Below are 20,226 nucleotides of genomic sequence, written 5' to 3'. Positions count from 1 at the left end.
CCACTTGCTAGTCCTTCTTATTATTCTTCTTTGCATCCGATGATTGCTGTGCAATCCAGGCGATGGAAGCAACATAGAAGATAATTTGAAGGACTTTTATCATGTTGTCTAGCATTTCCTCACCTCCTTACACTCTTATTATACAATACCTATAAACAATTGTATAGAGGTTTTGTATAAAAAAATGCCCCCTTTTAAAAAAAGAGGGTTTTTAGTCAATATGTCACTTTCGAGTTCATATGAACACAACTAAAGAATCTCTGGTGTTCAAAATCCCCGGTCCCTTATTACCATTTTTATTATAACTGTGGAAAATTATGTTATGTGGTGGTATGCTCTTATTGATTCACATATAAGTGGAAGGAGAATAATATAATGAACAGTGTAGTGGGGAGTTTTAAGGGCTGGTTCATGATTGTTTTGGGGTTGAGTTTAATTTTAGGCTTTGCATCAATTTTTGGCACTCCGCAAGCTCAAGCTGCACAGGTAAATAGTGATTATCAAGATAAAAAAGCAGCTGAACAGTTGGCATTAGCTTTTTATGAAGCATCTACCTTTGACAAAGATACAAATAAGTACAGTTTTGATGTTGAAAAGGCTACTGCATCAGGAATTACATTGGCTGATGCTGTCCAAATGAAAAACTATTTAGAATCTTTGTCACCAGAACAAGCCAAGGAGACTCATGATCAACAAATAAGCGCAATTAAAGAAATGAAAAACAATCTAACAGTTTTACCTATTATTGCGTGGGCTCTTAAAATTCTAGCCGGTGCTGGGTTAGCTTGGTTAGGTAAAAAACTTTTAGATATGGGTTCATATGAGTTCTGTAAAAGATGGGGAAATTACAACGGAACTACAAAGTATATTTGTAAATTTATAGGATAACATCTAGGAGTGATCTACAGTGAAAGAATGGTTTATTTATGTGTTTATTGCGACATTGATTTCAATGTTCATTCAAACCGGATTAGATAAAGTTGGATTGCTGAACCTAAACAATATGTGGGCTGATTTCATAAGTTGGCTCGTTATTTTCTTTGTTGTCTATGTTTTAATCGATTTGGCTGGAAGGGCTTTAATCGGCTCCAAAAATAGTTAACCCCCCTCGTTAATAAGAGAGGGGTTTTTTATTTCTTCAATTCAATAATGCTTCAAGTTTCGCTTTCGTCTTCGGTCCGTAAATGCCATCAGCAGACAGCCCGTGCATCAGCTGGAACCGTTTGACCGCATCCGCTGTGTCTGGGCCGTAATAGCCATCAATCCCGTGATTCTTGGCCTTTTTGTTCGGGTAGAAATAAAGAGCAGCCAGCGCCTCCTGAATCTGCCGGACGGCTGTTCCTTTCATCATAGGTTTTTTTACTTTATAGATGCCGTCCGGCAGCTTGTAAGATTTTTTACCGCTTGAAGATGACTTTTTCTTTTTCGCCTCAATGGCTTGCAATGCTTTTTCTGTTGCTGGTCCGTAAATGCCATCTGTCGCAATTCCAGCTTTCTTTTGAAGAGAAAGGATAGCCTGTTTAGTTTCATCCCCATAATGGCCGTCTGCTCCGAATTTAGGAAGTTTGAAGCCTGCTTTTATTAAACGTTTTTGCAGCGCTTTTACTTTCGATCCTGTCGAACCTTTTTTCAGAATAGTCCCAGTCGATTTGCTCGGCTGGCTCGTGGATGCCGTTTCTTTCGATACCGTTTTATTTCCAAGCAGGTTATCGACTTTTTTCCGGAATGCCGCCAGCTGGCTTGAATCTCTCACCCACGGTGCCGGACAGTTTTTGTTTGTCACATCGTAATGACGAACGATTTTGTCAGTTGACAGCCCGTAGCGCTTGCACAGATCGGCGACCAATTCAGCGGCATTCTGAACAGTTTCACTGTGAATCTTGCCGTTTTTTTCGACGCACATTTCAACACCGATAGCCTTTGTGTTGGCATTCGGCTTTAAAAAGCTGACATAGCAGCGATTTCTGTCATGTGCATGGTATGCGACTTCATTCTCGGGGATAATCAACTGCGCCTCTTTTCTGTCCACAAAATAATGTGATGATGCGTACCGCTTATCTGCAATGCAGGTGCCATTGAAGTAATTCCGCTCATTTAAAGCGGACGCCCCAGGTGTAGCCGTATAGTGCATGACAATCCCTTTGACTCCAGACATTTTTAGGCCCGGCCGTGTATACTGATTGACTTTTACAAAATTCTTCACAACTTTAACCATTTGAACCACTCCTATTTTTCTTTATAAAAAAAGGCTGCCGTCGGCAACCTATTTTGTTTTATTTTGTTGTTTTAAAATCTCAATGGCCTTGGTAATCGGCTCCGGTACGTAAACTCCCATTTTCCCCACATTTTCAGTAATGGAAATCAGTTCATTGATACAGTAGAAAACAATGGTCACTGTCATGACTAGAAAGCCTATTTCGATATTGTTTTCAGCAAACAATAAATCAACCATGCGAGCGACACCAACCATCACGAAGATAAAGACTTTGCGGGCAATGCCGATCATACCGACTCGGCTTTTTACTTCTCCGTTTACTGCGGCCGCTGCCAAACCGCTAAAATAATCAATAATGACCAAAACAGATAAAATCGTCAAAAGAACGCTCCACCCTCCAAAAAGAAATCCGATTACTCCGCCAGCAACGGCGATGGCACCTTTATAAAATGTATCCAATGTATTTCCTCCTTTTATACAAAATAAAAAAGCCGCTATTTAGCCGCTTGCTTTCTATCGACTATACGCCAAAGCTTTGGCGCTGCCATTCTTCGTAATCTGTCAAGGCAGCCTCTGAGTTTATCATGGCCTCCTGTTCATAGGTCATAAAAAAATATTGATATGGACGGTCTGGAATGCAGTTGTGTCCGGCCACTTTATCAGTTATGTTCCCTTGATCGTCTGTATTGATAAAAATTAATATTGGTTTCGTTTCCATGCTTATCCCTCCACCCAAGCGCGCAATTTTCGAAGATACATATAGCGACTTGATGAACTTGTTCTAATTCTTAAATAATAGGACATAGCCGTGTAATCAGGAATGCCAAGATCAATAGTTGCCGTATAATATTCGCCGGCGCTCGTAGACTCATTGATTGTTCCTGTAAATGTTTTCGAATGAAAAACTTCTCCGCTAACCAAATTGACGAATTCCAATGTTCCGGTTCCACTTTGGCCGTTGTCTTCCATGCCTCCCACGACTTGGACAACAAGGTATCTCCCGGATTTTTTCAAAGTATAGACCTGACAGTTTTGCGAAGTGGTGCTATTTGTTCTCCAAAACCTTCTATAAACTTCTACACCGGACGATGTGAAAGGGGGATCGGCCTCAACTTGTGCATGTTGAAACTGCGGAACCCCATTTTCTATTAAATAGGCCCCGTCTTCCCTTTGAATAGATATAGCGCCTTTGGCGATTTCAAGGCCGCTGCTGTTCAACTTCACATATCTGTTTAAATCGGATGGATCATAGGCTTGCAAGGCTGTGCCATCCCAGTAAAACAAGTCGTTTTTTCCGATTATTTTAATGTTATTCGTGTTAATTTGTCCGGCCGTTAAAACATTAGTATTGACACCTAAATAGGTGATAGCATTTTCGAATGTTTGGCCACCATCGGTACTTATTCCAACCCCGGCAGAATTGAAAATGACTAGCCTGTTCGAATTAGTGGGGTCGACTGCGATAATTCCGTTATTGAATACCAATTCCGTTTGAGCGCTTTGTAAGGCTTCAGTAGCCTGTTTAACAGCTTCGTCAAGCACGTTATAAGGTAAAGTTTCCTGTCCGTTCATCAGTCTATTAAACTGCTTGGAAGTGCGAGAAAAACGTGTCATAGCATCAGTTTGACTTTCTGTGATATTTGAGATTGTACCAGTGCGATTGATTAGTTTGAGATTAATATCAAATGTTTCTTGGACTTTCACGATACGGGCTTCCACATCCACATTCATCGGTTCATAGATTACGAAGCCATAATCGCCTTCGTTGATGGTTTCGTTGAGATCAACTTCATCTATTGTGATGCTCAATTCTGGCACATCTATTAAAACGTTTTTAAGTCGTTTTTCCATTCCTGAAACAGTTGTGATACGTTCATCCACTACTGCATCCGCCTCGATAATTCCGAATTTCTCCGCATTCGGTGATGTGTATTCTCTCTCAATTGGATAGTTTCCTTTATCATCAGGTTTTCCGCCGTATCCTCTGATATAAGTCGCTAAATTGTTTGTGTTGATTTCCTTATCTATAACTTTAATGTTATGTCTATATCGGTATTGAAAATCCGTTTTTGAACCTATTTCCCGTTCTAAATAGACGGTTTTTCCCTCTATCCGAAATTCAGCCCCGTACCGATCCAAAACCTTTTTGAATAAAGAAAGGCAATTGTCGCGGCCGAAATTTTCGAATGTTTCAGCATAGAAAGAATCAATAATGTTGAATGTATAGGGCGTTGGTGAAAATACCATTGTTAAAGCAGCCGCGAAAGTCATCGATCCATTATGAATATCGTACTGTTGACACCCTATCATGTCATCAAAAAAACGGTGAACAGCTTCAACCTGTTTTATAGAGAGCTGCCCGGCGTTTTTTTCTTTGACTTTTTTGATAACATATTCTTCATCGTCAAATTCTACAATTGACTGCGTTTCGACCATTCTCCAAGCTTCTTCATGCGTTGGAAGAACGTAAAAAGTCAACGTTTTTTCCCCGTTGACTTTCCGTGTTCTTGTAAAGTTTTTGAGTATTGGAACAGGTTCAGTGTTCCCGCTTAAATCTGTGATTGGAAGCATCAGCCCCCTCCTTCCTTAATGGTATTGGGCTTTAACTTGTGGTATATTTACTAATAAAGACCAAGGGGGAACGTACCAAATATGCCAAGCCTTACATTAAACCTGAATACGATTGTGCGCGATTTCGAAAAAGAGTATCAAGCCGAAACAGGTGTTGAATTATCGGGATATAGACTAACAAACCTAAATAATAGGCTATTAATTGAACTGTTAGACTTGGACGAGAATCCAACTGCACAAAAAGTAATAGATTTAAAAAATCATAGCGTTTGTTAAAAACACGGTTTCCAATGAGGAACCCGTGTTTTTTTGTTATCTAACTATAAAATCAAGACCTTTCGAGAATGACAAAGAACCCAAGCTGACAGGGTTAGAAGCCGCTCCGAAAATTGGCCCATAATAGAACTTACGGTAATTATCATGGTCGAAAATGGACGGCCCTCTTGTATCATGCTCTTGATTGAATTTGGTAAACCTAATATCCAATTGTAATACGTCAGTCGGATTTACTTGGCTTATCCTTCCCTCTGTAAGTGGAATATTGTAATGATTTCCCGATGGTACATCACCGAAAAAATGAAATTTAGGTTGAAAAACATACGAAAAAGCCGTGTTTGTTGATGTCAATCCGGTGTAAAACGTCCCTAATTGCACTTGTCCGTCATAATAACCGAAATCCATTTCTAAAGTTCCATCAACGTTGAAATCAAATTCTGACACCATTCTCGCTTTGCCGCCCGCTAACGCTGTTTGCTGATATAATTTAAAATTGCGCTGGATTCTCCATTCACCCGTAGGAACATCAGCAAATGCAGTCATTGAGAGATCATATTCATCTATATCTGTAATGGCGTTTTTGTTCCAAATTAAGAAATCGTGTTCTGATACTTCGCCGCCGTGATAGCTCCCGAACCATTTCCCAGCTGTAGCATCGTAAAGGGCATAATCGGAAGCCCCGGAATTTTCTATCCATCCTCCCCGAGTGCTGCCGAAGCATTTAAAATTATCAATTACTTGTCCGTTATGGTCTTTCAACTCGAAAAAGTTTATGCAGCAAGGATAAACAGGATATGACGATGAATTGTTTTTTATTTTAAGAACAATAATTTCGTCTCCATCAGCTTTTGATGGTATTTCGAATTCTATAAGAGCCATTGCAGCCGTAGTTGTTCCGGTCACGACATAACTCCGAGGATTGAAAGACTTCACAAGGGTGTCATTGATAAGAATTTGAACATCCTCGCCGCCGCCAGTTGAACACAAAAATAAAATGTTGGCTTTTTTGGTTTTAGTCGCATCTAAGTTATAGGTAACTTCGCCGCCGGTCGCTAATTCATAACACGCTAACCCTGTGCCGTCGCCTTTTGATGAAAAATTGCGGGACATATCCAACTGTGGAAGCTTGAAGAGTCTTTGTTCTATTGTGTTGTTTTGCCCCGCTTCATATAACGTGGTCAGTGTTCCAGACGCAGGAGAACCCATATCAAAATAAACATAGGCATCCTGAAACTGACGTGCTTTCGTCAGCCGGATTAATTCATGATTTATACCATAGTCTTCGGTTCCGCTCGCCCCAGAGTTTTTAGTCAATGTATAGTGGACATACCCTTTATTTGTTCTTTGGACGATTTGCAATTCATCAGCGCTGGTTTTTTGAATGATCTTAGCGCTGTTTGTCCTAATTCCGTTTTTTTGAGGCTTAGGCGATTGAGGCGTTAGTGTATAATCAAAAACATCATCTCGAACACTTGCAAATCCTTGATCCAGACGCGTGTCAGTATCATTTAATCTATCGCTTAATACAGGAAAGCCGCCGCGCGCATCAACAATCTCTGTGTTATCGCTCCCTGCCTGTGCGACAATCTCCGATATCCTATCATTTGCCTCTTTGATATCCGTTTCGATGTTTACAAAATTATCATTTAGCTTGTTTAAATTGTCTATTGAAAGCTGTACATTCAGTGTGTTGTATGGATAGTTAGGCATTGTTTACCTCCTAAACGTAAAGAAAGCGAAAATCTACATTCACTGTAAAAATTCCGCTTGTCCCCGTGATTTGAAATTCATTTTCTCCCGGTGCTAAAGTTATCAATTGTCTATTGGTGTTCCTGAATATTGATAATCCGTTTTTGAGGCTCCTTATTCCATCCAAAACAATGATGTCTTTGGTGTTGGATTGTCCTGTATACTGCCAGTCGTCGCCTGTTGTTAGATTTCGGATTCGCAAATTAGTAGATGCACCCGTATAAGTGATTTTAAATTCTGTATTTGTATTTCTTGGGTCTATTGTTTCATCGCCTGTGTTATTGACCGTGAATGACGGAAGGGTGAAACTGTAAGAGTTTCCCCACTCAAACCCACGCCCCCAATCCCATCCTTGCCCCCATTCGAGGGGGATGACCGTAGAATTTATACTCTCTGCATAGGGTGACACAAGGGTGAATCCAACGTTCTGCCTTCCGATTGACCATATGCGTTCTGGTTCAAAAGCATTGCAATAGACTTTCCAGCGCCTATACGGCTCCGCACTGTCGATCAGATAAAACCAATCGGGAGAGCGCAATATGCGAAAAATCGTATTTCGGGCAGCAAAAAAGGCCTCTCTTGTCATGGCCCGAAAGTCGAAATCTACTTTTATGGGAGATCTATCCTGACGGGTTCCGAGAGGGATAATGCCGGAGCCGCCTTCGACATAATCACTTGATAGAACATCGTCAACGGATGGAATAATAACATCGCGGATTTTCACGCCGTATTCCGATAGATCATATGTCGTTCCATCTTGCTTTTGAATGATGATTGATCTAAGCATTCCCTCTCACCCCCACCATGAAATTATTTTGTCTTAAGCGTTCGCCGAACGCCTTATCGATCATGTCAACGAAATTATTCGCGTCCTGTTGGCTGCCATCTCCGTAATACTCCATATTGATTGTGACAGGTGTATTATTATTGTTTGTGACGCTATTTGTATATCCACTAGCTGCCGTTGATGGACCAGTCTCCGGCATAAAGTCCATAATCGATATGTCCGGTTTCATCCACTCGGCTGTCTCTGCTGATTTTCTCAGTACGCTTTGCTTCTTTTGGTCAACGCCAACTTCATAACCTTTCATCAAGTTAACGCCGATGTCATCGCGCATCCATCGGGAAGGGGAATGAATATTGAAAATGTCTTTAAATTTATCCTTTATGGAATTACCGATGTCGGCCGCTGTATCTAAGACATTTCCAAGCATGCTCCCCATTCCGTCCAATAATCCATTGACTATATCCGCCCCAATTCCGAACATATCACCAATTCCACTTCCGAAAGCCCCAGCAAGTTCTCCGATTAAATCAAAACCCGCGCCGATTAATTCGCCAACCAACGACATTAGACCCTTGATAAGGGCCATTAATAATTGTCCGCCGGCCTCCATAATCCGCGGCATATTCCTTATTAATCCTTCGGCCAGCTTAATTATTATTGTCACCGCTGCCTCTATCAATTGAGGAAGCATTTTTATGATCCCGTCAACCAGAGCAAGCAAAAGTTTGATTCCGGCATCTATGATTTTAGGCAAATTCTTGATCAAGGCTTCCGCCACAGAAACGACCAAATAAATGGCCATTTGGATCAATTGAGGAAGCATTTTTATGATTCCATCTATGAGCGATGTCAAAATTTTGATCCCGGCGTCTATGATGGTCGGCAAATTCTCGATGACCGCATTGGCAATTGCTAGGATGAGAGTTAAGGTTGCTTGGATAATTTGCGGTAAGGATTGGATAATCCCATCAATCAAAGCCATCAAGATCGTGATGCCTGCCTGAATGATGATCGGCAGCAATTCCGTTATTGTTTCAGTTAAAACGGTCATGGCCTGAGTCACGGCCGTTATGATTTGAGGCAGCGCCTGAACAATTCCATTGATCAAATTCGTAAGAATGAGAACCCCGGCCCCAACGATCATAGGCAAATAAATGGTGATTTGCTCGATGATTGTATTCAAAAGTGTAAGGACAGCTTCAATAATAACCGGCAGCGATTGAGTGATTCCTTGGAGAAGATTCGTCACAATATCTAAGCCGGCTTGCAGGAAAACGGGCAAATTCTCAACGAAATTATCAACAAACGTTTGAATTACTGTTTGTGCCGTCTCTAAAATCATCGGTAAATTAGCTTGTATACCCTCCGCCAAGGCTGGCAGGAATTGAAGACCCGTTATAATCAACGACGGGATGCCCCCGGTTAAAATTCCGATTATTTTCGGGATATATTCAGCTACCCCGCTAAAATCTCCGTTGAAAGCATCTTCAATGGCTTGTTTTACGTTCAAAAATCCTTCCCTGATCATATCCAATCCCTTGACGATGAAAGTCGCTACAGGTTTAGGAAGGATGTCCTCGATGATCCGTGTTCCTCTTTTTAAATCACCTGTTAATACCTTTGCTACTCCTTCAAATAGGCGTTGTATGGTCTCAATAGCAGGCTTTAAGGTCTTTAACAAAGATTTTCCGACTTCTGTTGCCTTTTCTCTCAGTTCGTCAAAGTGGGTTATGGCCAATACTATGCCTACGGCCAGAATTGCAAAAACTCCCGAGAAAAGAGCAATACGACCCATCAGCTTTAATAGTGCAGCCGTTGACATATTCAATGCCCCGGCTAATGAGACAAATCCGGGTGCAATACTAAAAACCGCAAACATCAAAGGGCCAATTGCGGCAACTAATATTCCTATAGCAACAACGACTTTTTGCACTACGGGATTAAGGTTTCCGAATTTATCAGCGAGATAGGCAATACCTTCGGCCACTTTCGCTAACATAGGCAAAAGAACATCTCCGATTTTAGCACCCGAGTTTTGCAAACTGATCAGCGCCTTTTGAAGTTTAACGCCTGTTGTTTCGTTCATTTTCTTAAAAGCTTCATCCGTCGCGCCTGCTGAATCGCCCATGGTTTTAAGAATTTCGTCAAACTCTTCTCCGCCATCTTTAGCCAACACCATGGCTGCGGAACCCGCCTCAACAGAACCGAACATGTCAGATAGCTGTAAACCTGAATTATCCGCTTCTTTTTGAAGGATATTCAAGACATCTGCTGTGGTTTTCCCCTCTTTTTGAAGCTCAGAGAAGGATTTTCCGGTTTTTTTCCTCAGAATTTTATCAACCTGGGTTCCGGATTTCCCTAATTCTCCAAACATTGAACGGATATAGGTTCCAGCCTCAGCTGTAGCAATACCATTCTTTGTGAGAACTGCATAACCAGTTGATAACTGTTCAATAGAAACGTTGTTCGCTTTTGCTACCGGGATGACTGTACCCATTGAGGCGGATAATTCATCAACGGTAGTTTTACCTTGGTTCTGTGTATTGATCAATAAGTCGCTAATTTTTCCGGCTTCGGATGCTTCCATGCCGTAAGCATTAAGTGCTGTTGTCATGATATCGACGGCGGTTGCTGTATCTGTAAATCCGCCTTTTGCTAGCTTCGCGGCATCTGCTGTAAATTTAATAGCTTTACCCTGATCGACGCCCGCCGAAATTGATTGATAAACCGCTTCTGAATACTCGCCGAAAGACACGCCCATTTCGTTAGATGCGTCCCGGATTGTGTCTTTATACTTGTTATAATCTGTTTTCGAAGAGTCTAAAAGAGTAGACACTTTCGCGAACGCCGTTTCTTGATCAATTGCGAATTTTGTCGCCATTGTTGCCGCTCCGACTAACGGGAGGGTAACGGCCTTTGTCAAAGTCGCGCCAACGCTTGCCATTTTTTGAGATACATTCGAAAAACTTCTTTGCAGATCAGAAAGCCCGCGCTCTGCGTCGCTCCTGTTTAATATTGCATCAATGACTATTCTTCCATCTGCCAATTTTTCACCCCCCTGCTCTAATCATGGAGGCTACTTGGTTAAAGGCATTATCAACCCGATCCGCAACTATATGCGGGTCTTCCTCGCCTCTGAGTCTGTAGAATTGTTTTGCTTTAATAATGCTCGCCCGCTGCTCTGCATTGTGTTTATCAAGAGGCGGTATTTTCATTTGGCGTATTCCGACAACTTGACTAAATTTTGTTTCCTCGCTAAGGCTGGACAACAAAGCAATGAATTTTTTCCAATGTAATTTTCCTTGTTGATCGATCAAATCGATATTGTAGTCCTGCAAAAAAGACGCGTATATATATGGCGCGTCCTCCGTGAAATCATAGTATTTAGGGCCTTTCTTTGGATTAAAACCAATTTCTAAAAAGTCCTGTAGAATAAATGACACGATCTGATCTTTTGCATATAGGTCGATGTCGAGCTTCTCGGTGCCTATCACTAGCATGTCGAACGCTATTTCGAGCCTTTGTTCCTTTGAAAAATCCTTATCTCTGAATAGTTCCAGAACGCGCAAAACGTTGTCATATGAAAGGTTCAAAGCGTAACGGGTACCCTCGATTTCAACGTAATCATCCAAGTATTCCGTTAGCGTGAAAGACATTATTTTTTAGCTGCTTTCTTGTAGTAGTTGTACACTTTTTCGTTTTGCGTGTTGGACGTCCGATGTTCAACAAATTCCATCAAGAAATAAAGCAGATCGGCCATATTATGAGTACTGCGCCCGCTTGCTTCGTATAGTTCATCATAAGAACCTTCACCAAGGAATGTATTGATCATCTCTTGGATGGTCGCTTTTTGCTTCGCTGCTTTTTGGTCGTATTCTTCTTTTGACATTTTTGTAACGTCAAAATTTTCATCTTTGAATTCTTCTTTGTATTTGAAAACTAAATCACGATATTCCTGTAGTTTTTCATCATCAAAATACATTCGGTACGTTTTCCCGGCCGCTTCAAATTCTTCATATGTCTTTTTAAACTCGAATTTTTTAATTGTCATCTGCTATTCCTCCTCAAAATAAAAAGAGAGAGCAAAAGCCCTCTCTGTCTTGTTATGATGCCGATGTACGTGTTACGATCTCAGACATTGGCGATTCTCCTGCCTCATTCACGGCCGTTACGTTTATCGTGAGTTGTGTATCAGCACTCAACCCGTCTGCTGTAAATGTTGTGTCAGTTACACTCTCAGCGAAAACTTTCTTTTCGCCTCTGTAGACGTTGTATGAAGTCGCCCCATCTACAGGACTCCAAGTTACGGTCACGCTATCAACCGTTGCGGTGTACTGTAGATTTTGGGGCGCCTTAGGGTGCAGGTGTGTAAGTCGGTTTACCGTTGAAATGGATTTCGAATGTCCATTCTCCTTTTGCGTTTGCGTCCCCGCCCGGAGGCGCGATGTTTGCGATTGTGACAGGCCCCTCTATCAATTCTCCAGTTGACGTTGTCCATTTGCATGTAGTGCGGCGAGACACACCGAACTCGAATAAAATTGACAGGATATAATTTTGTACCGGATCATCAAGTACACGGTCACATGTGCATGTAAGAGTCAATTGACCACCGATTACATCACTGTCCGCCATTCCGTTGCCGTCATAGTAAGCAGTTTGGTCGATTTCTTCGTTATTGTTTGATTCAATAGTCTTTAATCCTGCCGCCAAGCGTTCAAATGTCTGTGTTGTGCCGGTAGGTGTTACATCGAGAGAAAACTCATTTTTAAACTGTAAAGGAAAATCTTTCGGCATTTATTTAACCTCCCTGTATAGCTCTGCAACAAAGAGAGCTGTATAAACTTCTTGAGCGTGTTCGGTGGTTTCAACCCAATTCGGGTCTGTGGAAACCTCAATTATGTTCAAAGAAAAACTGCCGTCATTTGACAGCAGTTCGGTTTTTCCATCTAAATAATCCGTGATGTCTTGAATCGTATTTATTGCGGCTGTAGCATTGCTATTCTTGCAAAGAATCTGAAAGCCAAAGTTTTCAATCTTACCGCCGTTGTAATAACGGGTGTTGCGGGGCGTTGCGTATCTACGAATGGCGATAGAATCGCCGTCGCTCAGCGAACCCACATCAATAGGTGAATAAGGGGATAAATCGGCTTCTATCGCATCGCATAAACGATCTAAGAAATCCAATCAATCACCCCCTGAAATTTTGGTTGAATGCGTTTTGTCCCATGTTGATCCATTCGTTTAAATGTGATGATCTCGCCCGTTCGAACCAAAGACCGCCCGCTAATGGGTTTTTGTCTTTGGAGAAGTTGAATTGCGGATTATAGTACATCTTTCGTCCGTACGGCATATCCCAAATAACTTTACCGCTCCCCGGTTCCGTTGACCTCACACCAGATCGTGCTAACTCTCCGGTATCAAAAGCGATATATCGGTTTGAATCCTTCAAAACCTGCGAATCTATGATTTCTTGTGATGCGTCAAAGCCTTGGTTTGTCCTTCTTTCAATGCTGCCCCAATCAATATCCATCCTGACGTTGAAATTGATCATACAAGCATCAACTCCCAATGGTGAATACTGTTGACCTTGGCGTACTGCTCCCGAATCTCATTGATGAAACGAGTACGGCCGCTAAACGTCACCTTTGATTTCTCTACAAAATTCGGAGTAGGAGACGAGTAAACAGCATCCACGAAAACCGTTGTTTGTGAAGTGATTTCTTCCCCGTTGCTGTTTCGTGTAACACGCTCAATCGGTTCAACCCTGACAAAATCAATATTGACCGGGGCTTTCCATGTGTCGCCATATCGATCTTTTCCGGCAAATTCTTCATACGAAATGGAATGAATAAGCAGTTCTTTCGGGATTGGTTTAGCCACGGACAAACACCCCGCGATATAATAGACCTGTCGGTGTTAAAAAAGAAAGCGCAGTCGGACTGACTCGATCCGCATCACGTCCAAAAGAGCTGCCGGAATCGCCCCCGGAGGAACCGTTTGAATAGCTGAAAGCGCCGATGCTCACACTATTCATGCTGGTATCTTCCCCGGCGTTTACCTCGGCATCTCCGCCCTTCAAAACGTAAAATTCAACTTGTGCCGCCGTTGCTTTCTTGACCATATCTTTGACAAAGCCGTCCGGCAACTCATCAAATTTTCCGCCGTATAGCTTGAATCCCGTCACCTGATCAATAACATCACTTGCCCGCTCGATATAGCGTTCGAGATCAGCAGTAGACGGTGCAGCCGTACCCTTATAGGTGTTGTTATAATAATCCGGCGTGATGTAAGCCATTATTGCTCACCTTTTTCAGCCTTTTCTCCTTCATAACCGTGTGTTTTGAGCTTTTTGACAACAGTTTGCTCTTCTGTTTCGAACACTCCGTTTTTAAAAGCTGCCAAAGGCTTGTCTTTTTCTTTATCCCATACAATCAGATTTGGTTTTTTTGATTTGAATAGCATTTATTTCACTCCTTATGATGTTGCGATAATGTCAGCCGCACGCAATGAAGCAAGCAAAGCATTAACTGCTGTATCTGCGTCAGTGGACCCGGCGCTATCCGCCACCGCTGCCCCTTGTGATGCCGTTAATTTCCCTTTTAAAATTGTAGTAACATCATCGGCAAGCTTTTCGAGAGTCACATTTTGCGCCGCTATATTACTCGTTTGCACACTGCTTGTGCCGATGTGTCTATTTCGTACGCTGCTGTCTCCTAGTTTCAAATGGGTAATAGAATTATCTGTGATATCCGAGCCGTCGATTGTGCCGCCGCCTTCTCCCGGGATTTGCCCGATTATTTCAAGCAACAATTTCCGTAATTCAAGCTGTAATCCCACCGCTGTTTCAATTTTTTCTTGTAAATCTGCCATTTTAACCCTCCTTAAAGGAGGGGCAATTAATGCCCCTGTTTATTTATGCAGTTGCCAGACCAGTGATAGAACCGTGGAAGAATCCCGGCCCATGATCCAAGCCCCATTGACCGAAAATCATTGCTTGATCAGCCGCGCCCGTTTTCCCTAGCTCTTCAAGGAAGAAGTTGCCTTTCTCCGGAACTGGCTGGAATACTGAATTGATAACGCTCATATCCGCAACAAGAATGGAATCAGCAGGAATGAACTTATTCAGGCTAATGCCGATGTTCCCGAAATCTGTTTCGATAGCTTGGATGTTCACGCCGCCAACATTACGAGATGTAGGCGCATATGCGTAAAGATCGGTAACAAGCTGCTTTGATCTTGCACCCACCCACATAACTGGATTAGTGAATGTTGCGCCGTTGTTATACATTTCCCTCCAAAGTGTTTGAAGCATATCACGGGTTAAATCTGCGCCCGCTGCGGCAATTGTTGTACCTCCATTAGCCACCGCTTCAAGCATGCCGCGTGTTTTATTTGGTGTAGTAACATCAGTTGATTCTTGATATTGGCCATTAAATGAAGTGTGTTCCATGTCCCGCGCAATCTTAGTCAACTGACGGGCAATTTGAAAGTCTTTTTCGTTAGGCGCGTTGTTCTGTTGTCCTGCTGTGTTTAGCCCTTGCATGCGGTTAAAGTTGGACTGTTTAACATAAGTAAGGTTGACTGTTTCTTGAAAGACCTGCGTGACGTTTGTTTCTTGCGAGCGTGCATAATTAATCGCTTGCGGCGCAGTCGTGGAAGCTTGTTCAGAAATCGCTGGCTGTGATGGTTCCGGATAGTCATAAAGAGAACCGATTGTGAATTCAAAATTTTGGGTTTGCACCCCTCCGTTATGAAGACCGCCCAACATCGATAAAAACGGCGTACTTTCTGGCTCAGCAGTGTAAAGATCCCCGGCATAGTTTGGTAGATTCCAAGTGTTTCCTTGTCCTTGAACTTGTGTCATTTATAAATCATCCTTTCGCTTTTAATTCCGCAATTTTGTTGCGTAATGCAACGCGTTCAGGTAAAGTTTTTGCGTTTTTCATTTGTTCTTCGAGTGCCTCAACGTCGCTTAGTTGTGGCTTTTGATGGTTTCCATTCGTCCATCTTGGCGAGTCTTGCTTTTGCTGCTGTTCTTTGAAATGCGGGTACTTTTCGATTACCTTTTCAATGGCCGCATTCAGGTCCACGTCATCAGAAACGTATTTTTGAGCAAGCGTGACAACATCCTCCATTGACTCCTCTGTCACACCGACTTTTAAGGCTGCAACCTGAGCCTTGAGGCTTTCGTTTTCGCTCGAAAGGGTTTGGTTTTGAGTTTCAAACTCTTGCAAGCGCTCATCCCGTTTTTGCTCTTCTGTTTTCTGCGACTCTTCTAAACCTCTCATTTTTTGTATCCATTCTTTAGCCTGGTCGATGCTTTCAAAATCTCCAAGTTTCTTTAGCGTGTCCCTCCTTTCAGTAGCCACTAGGCTGTTAACTTTGGATTGTGGAACTGTTTTCTCCCCGGAATCTCCGGTATTATCAGCGCTCCCGTTTTGTGCTCCCGGGTTTTGCTGATCGTCCCCTTGTACACCTTCTCCGCTGCCGCCGTTATTATCGTTGTCGCCTGCGTCCTCAGCGAAAAATTGAAGGTTTAAAGGTAAAAAGCGTTTATCATACATAGAAAATCCCTCCGATAAGGTAAAATCCCGTGTTTTATTTACCGCCCACAACAGGTAAACGGGCAAGAAAAAAAGCCGCGTCAGCGACTTTTACATTCGTGATGATCTAAAGTTTTGGGACGTTACTTGAATTCTTAAATCTTTATATAACTCTTTATTTAGCATTTCCTTGTATTTATCAGATTCCGTATAAAGAATCGGTTCGCAAACAGGCATTGAATTGTTATTGATTGATGATTGAGTGAACTTGTTCATTTAATAATCTCCCAATCTTCCGCAAGTACATCAGTTTGAGACGCAAGCCACGGGACAACATTTCCTTGTGCTGTTTTCATTGCAATGTAGGCCCCGTAATCGACCATATCGCCGAAATGCTCTTTAGCTGCCTCCGTTTGTGCAGGGTAACTATTTGCAGGAACGTAATACAGAAACATCCCTTTGCCGTTCCAACCACGACGGGCAACTTTGTATCCTTTTTTCAAAAGAAATAAAGCTGTTTCGAATTCCATTCCTTTAGTCGCGATCTTTTCTAATTCGACAAAAGCAACATTATTTTCTAACGGGGCGGCCTCGAACTTAAAACCGCAGCCCTTCAATTGTTCGACAATCTCGACAACCTCGTTTAATTTCACATCTTGTCACTCCCTACGCATAAATTTGCTCCCTGTTCCTCCGCCTTGTGCGGCCGGTCTCATCAATGAATGTTCTAAGCTGCGCCTGCCGCCTTGCAATCTTGGCCCGGGCGCGTTTTATACCCACCTCATCGCCAAGCTTTTCAAATACGGCCAGTTCGCGCTTACCATTTCGGATGGATCGTTCCAAATTACGTTGTTTTTGGCTATTTTCGTATGCTTTTTTGTTCTTTTCTGCATTTACCGGGTGGTAACGTTGGACAGAAACACCCGGGACATGAGGATACTGCAAGTGGTGGCAATTAATTCCAAATAACCCGTCCGGCTCTCCTATGCTTGTGCTGGATAAGGCCGGATATTTTGGATGATTTCCGCTCCTGCTGAATATCCTACCCTGATAAGGCGCGCATTTTGGCCGGGCGCCGCTGTGCGAACTGATTTCAACAAGATCGACACCCCAACTATCAAAGCGTGCATCCTGCATTTCGTTGGCGACATTGTTGCTCATTGTACGAATGACCATTTGCGCATATTCTTGAGCATACATGCGGTCACCGTTGCTTTTAACGAGTGTCGGGATACCTTTGTTAGCCCACTTTGTCAACGTGCTTCTAAGCGCCTGCTGCGGTGTTTTCGTTCCTGATAGAACGGCCGCTGTCGTCTGCGTCAGAATGTCTCGGTAAACCTGAGCGCCATTCTCTAACATAGTTGAATTGATCTGATTAAATATGTCCTTTGATTGAGCCTCGAACGCCTCTAAAATGCGCCATATTGCCGGATCGTCTTTAGGTTCCGGTGCTTGTTTGGAGAGAGCGCCTTTTTGAAACGCAGTTTGTAAGATCGTTTCATTTTCCTGTATGCCTTCATGCCCGGCCTCGCTTAATATCTCCCTGACTTTCTTTTGGCTCAAGCCGCTTTTCTTGGAAATCGTTTTGATATTTTGCTTTGTAAGGCCGCCGACTTGCTGGAATTTCAGCGCATACCAAGCGTTTGTATCTTCTTCTAATGCATCTTGATCTTTAGCCAACAGTTCCGCGATGTTTTCAAGGATTTCTGTTTGGATCGATGAATATATTTGAGCGATTGGCCAAGTGATTTGATCAAGCCTGTCTTTTGTTAGGCGCGCCATTACGCACCATCACCATACATTTGATCAACGTCAGGCAGTTCTGTGGCAGCTTCTTCTTTTGCTTCCTGAATGATTCGTTTCGCCTGATCTTCTGGTACTTTGAGTATCCGCATAAGGGCCATATATTTAGGCATCAAACCGTTGTTCATGATCTTCAAATAATAATTGGCGTTTGCGTCCCTGTCTTCGGCAATAGAATCATCAAAATCAATTGTGACATCATATTCTTCCGGAACCGCGAACAATTTTTCTAGCTTCGCTAATTCGCAAATAGAGGCAATTAGGTTCTTTATCCCTTCTTCGATAACAGTTTCATGGCTGTTTTTCGTTTGAAAGGTCTTGCTGTTCTCACTGACTACCTCAGTCGCTGTTTTAACGCCTTGACCGTCGAAAGAGAATATACCGGGGCTAAAACCTATCTGCATCGCGAAAACATCTAATAGGGATTGGATAGCCTTTATGTGTTCATCTACACGCAATTCAACGGTATTATCATAGAGCTTTTGAGCATCAAGGCTATCAAAATTAAACGCTTGGTAAACTTCATCATTTGCATCGAAATAACGGTGTGTTTCCCCTGTTTTCGGGTCGACAATTACCTTAACCGCAGTCGCCGGGACGATAATCCGCTTTTTGCCTAGCTTGAATTCACGGTGATAGCTGTCAAACGCTGTATCGAGAAGCTTTATTGTATCGGTGCCGTTTGCAAATAAAGAAATCCCCAATGGTGATTGAAGATCAATGTTATTTGCTATATTCGGTTTGATATACGTGAATAAAGGGCGCCGAAGGTTTTCTATTGAGGCCCATTCTTTCAAGTCTGGATAAATCGTTTTTAACGGTACTTTAACACCTAATTGACTGGCCTTGTCCGATTCAAACAGTTCATTTTGAATCACATATTCTTTACCTTCCCATGTATGCCATTCTAAAAGCGTGTACCATTTATCGCCTTTGCGCGATATATTTAAAAATACGCCCTCTGTTATATCGTCGTTCGAATAGGCTAACGGTATAAAACAGTCGGCCGTAACAAAGTTGATTTTTATTTGTTTTTGGCCGGTTCGGTCTACTTCGACATGCGCTTTTACAACAAGGCCGCCGAGCGCAAACATATATTCGAGATCATTTTGAAATCTCTTAGAGAAATTGTTGTATTCAAAAACATTTCCAATCTCTTCGGCTAGGCCTTTCTCATCAATGTTGATCGAACATTTTTCATTAAAGATCAGGCTTGCCATTTCTTTACTTGCGATTTTAGGCATTCCCATTGTGTGCATCCGTCTTGTCTGCTTGCCGCCCTCAATGGTTGTGAATTCGACTTCGTGAAACGGCTCATCGTCATACTTCGCGAGATGCCCTTTATATAGCGCCAGCCATCTTTCTATCGTTTCGTAAAACTCATCATTTATCGGTATCGGCCGAATCTCTGAAATCGTATTGATTTCTTTAATAAGTCCCATTTTCCGTAACACCGCCCTTCCCCACGTGATTAGGCTGTTGAACATTGTGTCACCGCCTTATTTCCCAAATATCTCGAATACTTGTTTTTTGAAATATTCGATATCGATGATTCCATTTAAAAAAAGCGTTGCAAAGTATTCAAAATCGGCTTCTTTATCTTCTGTTTGGTTAGATGTTTGTTTTTCCAGAAACTTGATGAGTCCAATAAGATTATCCAGTTCCAACATTTCCTTTTCGTGATGCTTTCGCTGCTGTTCTCTCCATTCTTCCGCCCGTTTCCTGAAATTCTTCCAAATATCAGCTTTATCTTCAGCCACTTCCTCGAATTCTTTTTCGAAATCCTCCGGATCACTTGGGATGATATTTCCGTGTCTATTTTTGAAAATGTAATAACCCTCGAAAGCTGTCGATAATCTTTTGCGTTTATTGAAGTAATTCCAAAACCGGACGTAAAGGCGACCGTCTAACGCAAAACGAACGTCTTCATATTCGGTTTCTTTTTCAAACCACTCCGGGACGCTACCCAATCCCAATCGGAACCCTTCAACCTCTTCCCCGGTATGCTTTTCTCTATACTTTGGCATGTTATTTGTCCCCCTGTTTGGCTTTTATAATCTTGGCATCGCCTTCGAACTCTATTTCTTTTGGGTGCATCTCTATTTTCAAAACAGGCGTTTGACAGGCTGACAAATCCAATTCAAGACGAAAAACGCCAGCGCCGCCATTCAATATATCTTTTAAATTTTTGCCGTCTATTAAAACATCATAATTTTTAAAATGAATCATATTCCCTTCGGCATCTTTTCTTTTTCTGATAACAACCTTAGACATTTGTTCTT

At 42.3% G+C, this 20,226-nt stretch carries 27 protein-coding genes; 3 read left to right on the top strand and 24 right to left on the bottom strand.

Annotation, left to right across the window (positions count from 1 at the left end):
• The first annotated feature begins 375 nt into the window (after positions 1-375).
• A complete protein-coding gene (locus tag RBH91_RS07890) occupies positions 376-888 on the top strand; it encodes a hypothetical protein (protein ID WP_307894078.1) in 513 nt (170 codons plus the stop codon).
• Between the two features lie 19 nt (positions 889-907).
• Positions 908-1,102, top strand: coding sequence for a hypothetical protein (locus RBH91_RS07885; RefSeq protein ID WP_076762290.1), 195 nt, complete (start codon positions 908-910; stop codon positions 1,100-1,102).
• A gap of 36 nt (positions 1,103-1,138) precedes the next feature.
• On the opposite strand, the gene RBH91_RS07880 is transcribed toward RBH91_RS07885, so the two are convergent.
• The 4 genes from RBH91_RS07880 to RBH91_RS07865 form a co-directional block, all read right to left on the bottom strand.
• Positions 1,139-2,215 (bottom strand): peptidoglycan recognition protein family protein, encoded by a 1,077-nt coding sequence (locus tag RBH91_RS07880; RefSeq protein WP_307894077.1) that lies wholly within the window; start codon positions 2,213-2,215, stop codon positions 1,139-1,141.
• 48 nt (positions 2,216-2,263) lie between these two features.
• Complete coding sequence (locus RBH91_RS07875; RefSeq protein ID WP_307894076.1) at positions 2,264-2,674, bottom strand: phage holin family protein; 411 nt, start codon at positions 2,672-2,674, stop codon at positions 2,264-2,266.
• 61 nt (positions 2,675-2,735) lie between these two features.
• Positions 2,736-2,933 (bottom strand): hypothetical protein, encoded by a 198-nt coding sequence (locus tag RBH91_RS07870; RefSeq protein WP_307894075.1) that lies wholly within the window; start codon positions 2,931-2,933, stop codon positions 2,736-2,738.
• Between the two features lie 2 nt (positions 2,934-2,935).
• Positions 2,936-4,786, bottom strand: coding sequence for a phage tail protein (locus tag RBH91_RS07865; protein ID WP_307894074.1), 1,851 nt, complete (start codon positions 4,784-4,786; stop codon positions 2,936-2,938).
• Positions 4,787-4,867: 81 nt separating this feature from the next.
• On the opposite strand from RBH91_RS07865, the gene RBH91_RS07860 reads away from it, so the two are divergent.
• Positions 4,868-5,062: a hypothetical protein gene (locus RBH91_RS07860; protein WP_307894073.1), complete on the top strand. Its 195-nt coding sequence runs from the start codon at positions 4,868-4,870 to the stop codon at positions 5,060-5,062.
• Positions 5,063-5,098: 36 nt separating this feature from the next.
• Here the strand turns inward: RBH91_RS07860 and RBH91_RS07855 are convergent, their stop codons facing one another.
• The 20 genes from RBH91_RS07855 to RBH91_RS07760 all read right to left on the bottom strand — a co-directional run bounded on the left by RBH91_RS07855 (position 5,099) and on the right by RBH91_RS07760 (position 20,218).
• The gene (locus RBH91_RS07855; protein WP_307894072.1) at positions 5,099-6,772 is read right to left on the bottom strand and encodes a hypothetical protein; all 1,674 of its coding nucleotides are present in this window, start codon (positions 6,770-6,772) and stop codon (positions 5,099-5,101) included.
• A 10-nt stretch (positions 6,773-6,782) separates the two neighbouring features.
• On the bottom strand, positions 6,783-7,598 hold the full coding sequence (locus tag RBH91_RS07850; RefSeq protein ID WP_307894071.1) for a phage tail family protein: 816 nt from the start codon (positions 7,596-7,598) through the stop codon (positions 6,783-6,785).
• Positions 7,591-10,644 carry a phage tail tape measure protein gene (locus RBH91_RS07845; RefSeq protein WP_307894070.1) on the bottom strand — a complete coding sequence of 1,018 codons (3,054 nt, stop codon included), beginning with the start codon at positions 10,642-10,644 and terminating at the stop codon, positions 7,591-7,593. Before RBH91_RS07845 ends, RBH91_RS07850 begins: the two co-directional genes overlap by 8 nt.
• A gap of 4 nt (positions 10,645-10,648) precedes the next feature.
• Complete coding sequence (locus RBH91_RS07840; RefSeq protein WP_307894069.1) at positions 10,649-11,254, bottom strand: Gp15 family bacteriophage protein; 606 nt, start codon at positions 11,252-11,254, stop codon at positions 10,649-10,651.
• Complete coding sequence (locus RBH91_RS07835; protein ID WP_307894068.1) at positions 11,254-11,649, bottom strand: hypothetical protein; 396 nt, start codon at positions 11,647-11,649, stop codon at positions 11,254-11,256. Before RBH91_RS07835 ends, RBH91_RS07840 begins: the two co-directional genes overlap by 1 nt.
• 52 nt (positions 11,650-11,701) lie before the next feature.
• Positions 11,702-11,989: a fibronectin type III domain-containing protein gene (locus RBH91_RS07830; protein ID WP_307894697.1), complete on the bottom strand. Its 288-nt coding sequence runs from the start codon at positions 11,987-11,989 to the stop codon at positions 11,702-11,704.
• Positions 11,952-12,392 carry a phage tail tube protein gene (locus RBH91_RS07825; RefSeq protein ID WP_307894067.1) on the bottom strand — a complete coding sequence of 147 codons (441 nt, stop codon included), beginning with the start codon at positions 12,390-12,392 and terminating at the stop codon, positions 11,952-11,954. Before RBH91_RS07825 ends, RBH91_RS07830 begins: the two co-directional genes overlap by 38 nt.
• Complete coding sequence (locus tag RBH91_RS07820; RefSeq protein ID WP_307894066.1) at positions 12,393-12,782, bottom strand: phage tail terminator protein; 390 nt, start codon at positions 12,780-12,782, stop codon at positions 12,393-12,395.
• A gap of 4 nt (positions 12,783-12,786) precedes the next feature.
• Complete coding sequence (locus tag RBH91_RS07815; RefSeq protein ID WP_307894065.1) at positions 12,787-13,149, bottom strand: minor capsid protein; 363 nt, start codon at positions 13,147-13,149, stop codon at positions 12,787-12,789.
• Entirely contained in the window at positions 13,146-13,478 is a 333-nt protein-coding gene (locus RBH91_RS07810) for a putative minor capsid protein (RefSeq protein WP_307894064.1), read from the bottom strand. Before RBH91_RS07810 ends, RBH91_RS07815 begins: the two co-directional genes overlap by 4 nt.
• Entirely contained in the window at positions 13,471-13,893 is a 423-nt protein-coding gene (locus RBH91_RS07805; protein ID WP_307894063.1) for a head-tail connector protein, read from the bottom strand. The genes RBH91_RS07810 and RBH91_RS07805 overlap by 8 nt, the downstream gene beginning before the upstream one ends.
• Positions 13,893-14,060: a hypothetical protein gene (locus tag RBH91_RS07800; protein ID WP_307894062.1), complete on the bottom strand. Its 168-nt coding sequence runs from the start codon at positions 14,058-14,060 to the stop codon at positions 13,893-13,895. Before RBH91_RS07800 ends, RBH91_RS07805 begins: the two co-directional genes overlap by 1 nt.
• A 12-nt stretch (positions 14,061-14,072) precedes the next feature.
• Positions 14,073-14,468 (bottom strand): hypothetical protein, encoded by a 396-nt coding sequence (locus tag RBH91_RS07795; RefSeq protein WP_307894061.1) that lies wholly within the window; start codon positions 14,466-14,468, stop codon positions 14,073-14,075.
• A 43-nt stretch (positions 14,469-14,511) separates the two neighbouring features.
• Entirely contained in the window at positions 14,512-15,462 is a 951-nt protein-coding gene (locus tag RBH91_RS07790) for an SU10 major capsid protein (RefSeq protein WP_307894060.1), read from the bottom strand.
• Positions 15,463-15,469: 7 nt separating this feature from the next.
• Positions 15,470-16,162, bottom strand: coding sequence for a hypothetical protein (locus RBH91_RS07785; protein WP_307894059.1), 693 nt, complete (start codon positions 16,160-16,162; stop codon positions 15,470-15,472).
• A 251-nt stretch (positions 16,163-16,413) separates the two neighbouring features.
• On the bottom strand, positions 16,414-16,794 hold the full coding sequence (locus RBH91_RS07780; RefSeq protein WP_307894058.1) for a DUF2829 domain-containing protein: 381 nt from the start codon (positions 16,792-16,794) through the stop codon (positions 16,414-16,416).
• A gap of 13 nt (positions 16,795-16,807) precedes the next feature.
• Positions 16,808-17,923: a phage minor capsid protein gene (locus RBH91_RS07775; protein WP_307894057.1), complete on the bottom strand. Its 1,116-nt coding sequence runs from the start codon at positions 17,921-17,923 to the stop codon at positions 16,808-16,810.
• Positions 17,923-19,431 (bottom strand): phage portal protein, encoded by a 1,509-nt coding sequence (locus tag RBH91_RS07770; protein ID WP_307894056.1) that lies wholly within the window; start codon positions 19,429-19,431, stop codon positions 17,923-17,925. Before RBH91_RS07770 ends, RBH91_RS07775 begins: the two co-directional genes overlap by 1 nt.
• Positions 19,432-19,443: 12 nt before the next feature.
• Entirely contained in the window at positions 19,444-19,971 is a 528-nt protein-coding gene (locus RBH91_RS07765) for a hypothetical protein (protein WP_307894055.1), read from the bottom strand.
• Position 19,972: 1 nt separating this feature from the next.
• Positions 19,973-20,218 (bottom strand): hypothetical protein, encoded by a 246-nt coding sequence (locus tag RBH91_RS07760; protein WP_307894054.1) that lies wholly within the window; start codon positions 20,216-20,218, stop codon positions 19,973-19,975.
• Positions 20,219-20,226: the final 8 nt, after the last annotated feature.

Origin of the sequence: Bacillus swezeyi (genome assembly GCF_030908325.1) — a bacterium.
Lineage (GTDB): Bacteria > Bacillota > Bacilli > Bacillales > Bacillaceae > Bacillus > Bacillus swezeyi.
The sequence above is the reverse complement of the archived record's forward strand: the minus strand, read 5'-3'. Positions and strand labels throughout refer to the sequence as shown.

Bases quoted from the DNA above. Each gene is read 5' to 3' on its own strand.
- RBH91_RS07760 (WP_307894054.1), bottom strand. From the start codon at position 20,218: ATGTCTAAGGTTGTTATCAGAAAAAGAAAAGATGCCGAAGGGAATATG.
- RBH91_RS07775 (WP_307894057.1), bottom strand. From the start codon at position 17,923: ATGGCGCGCCTAACAAAAGACAGGCTTGATCAAATCACTTGGCCAATC.
- RBH91_RS07795 (WP_307894061.1), bottom strand. From the start codon at position 14,468: ATGGCAGATTTACAAGAAAAAATTGAAACAGCGGTGGGATTACAGCTT.
- RBH91_RS07770 (WP_307894056.1), bottom strand. From the start codon at position 19,431: ATGTTCAACAGCCTAATCACGTGGGGAAGGGCGGTGTTACGGAAAATG.
- RBH91_RS07850 (WP_307894071.1), bottom strand. From the start codon at position 7,598: ATGCTTAGATCAATCATCATTCAAAAGCAAGATGGAACGACATATGAT.
- RBH91_RS07815 (WP_307894065.1), bottom strand. From the start codon at position 13,149: ATGATCAATTTCAACGTCAGGATGGATATTGATTGGGGCAGCATTGAA.
- RBH91_RS07790 (WP_307894060.1), bottom strand. From the start codon at position 15,462: ATGACACAAGTTCAAGGACAAGGAAACACTTGGAATCTACCAAACTAT.
- RBH91_RS07860 (WP_307894073.1), top strand. From the start codon at position 4,868: ATGCCAAGCCTTACATTAAACCTGAATACGATTGTGCGCGATTTCGAA.
- RBH91_RS07835 (WP_307894068.1), bottom strand. From the start codon at position 11,649: ATGACAATTAAAAAATTCGAGTTTAAAAAGACATATGAAGAATTTGAA.
- RBH91_RS07865 (WP_307894074.1), bottom strand. From the start codon at position 4,786: ATGCTTCCAATCACAGATTTAAGCGGGAACACTGAACCTGTTCCAATA.
- RBH91_RS07870 (WP_307894075.1), bottom strand. From the start codon at position 2,933: ATGGAAACGAAACCAATATTAATTTTTATCAATACAGACGATCAAGGG.
- RBH91_RS07890 (WP_307894078.1), top strand. From the start codon at position 376: ATGAACAGTGTAGTGGGGAGTTTTAAGGGCTGGTTCATGATTGTTTTG.
- RBH91_RS07805 (WP_307894063.1), bottom strand. From the start codon at position 13,893: ATGGCTTACATCACGCCGGATTATTATAACAACACCTATAAGGGTACG.
- RBH91_RS07800 (WP_307894062.1), bottom strand. From the start codon at position 14,060: ATGCTATTCAAATCAAAAAAACCAAATCTGATTGTATGGGATAAAGAA.
- RBH91_RS07840 (WP_307894069.1), bottom strand. From the start codon at position 11,254: ATGTCTTTCACGCTAACGGAATACTTGGATGATTACGTTGAAATCGAG.
- RBH91_RS07765 (WP_307894055.1), bottom strand. From the start codon at position 19,971: ATGCCAAAGTATAGAGAAAAGCATACCGGGGAAGAGGTTGAAGGGTTC.
- RBH91_RS07855 (WP_307894072.1), bottom strand. From the start codon at position 6,772: ATGCCTAACTATCCATACAACACACTGAATGTACAGCTTTCAATAGAC.
- RBH91_RS07785 (WP_307894059.1), bottom strand. From the start codon at position 16,162: ATGTATGATAAACGCTTTTTACCTTTAAACCTTCAATTTTTCGCTGAG.
- RBH91_RS07880 (WP_307894077.1), bottom strand. From the start codon at position 2,215: ATGGTTAAAGTTGTGAAGAATTTTGTAAAAGTCAATCAGTATACACGG.
- RBH91_RS07825 (WP_307894067.1), bottom strand. From the start codon at position 12,392: ATGCCGAAAGATTTTCCTTTACAGTTTAAAAATGAGTTTTCTCTCGAT.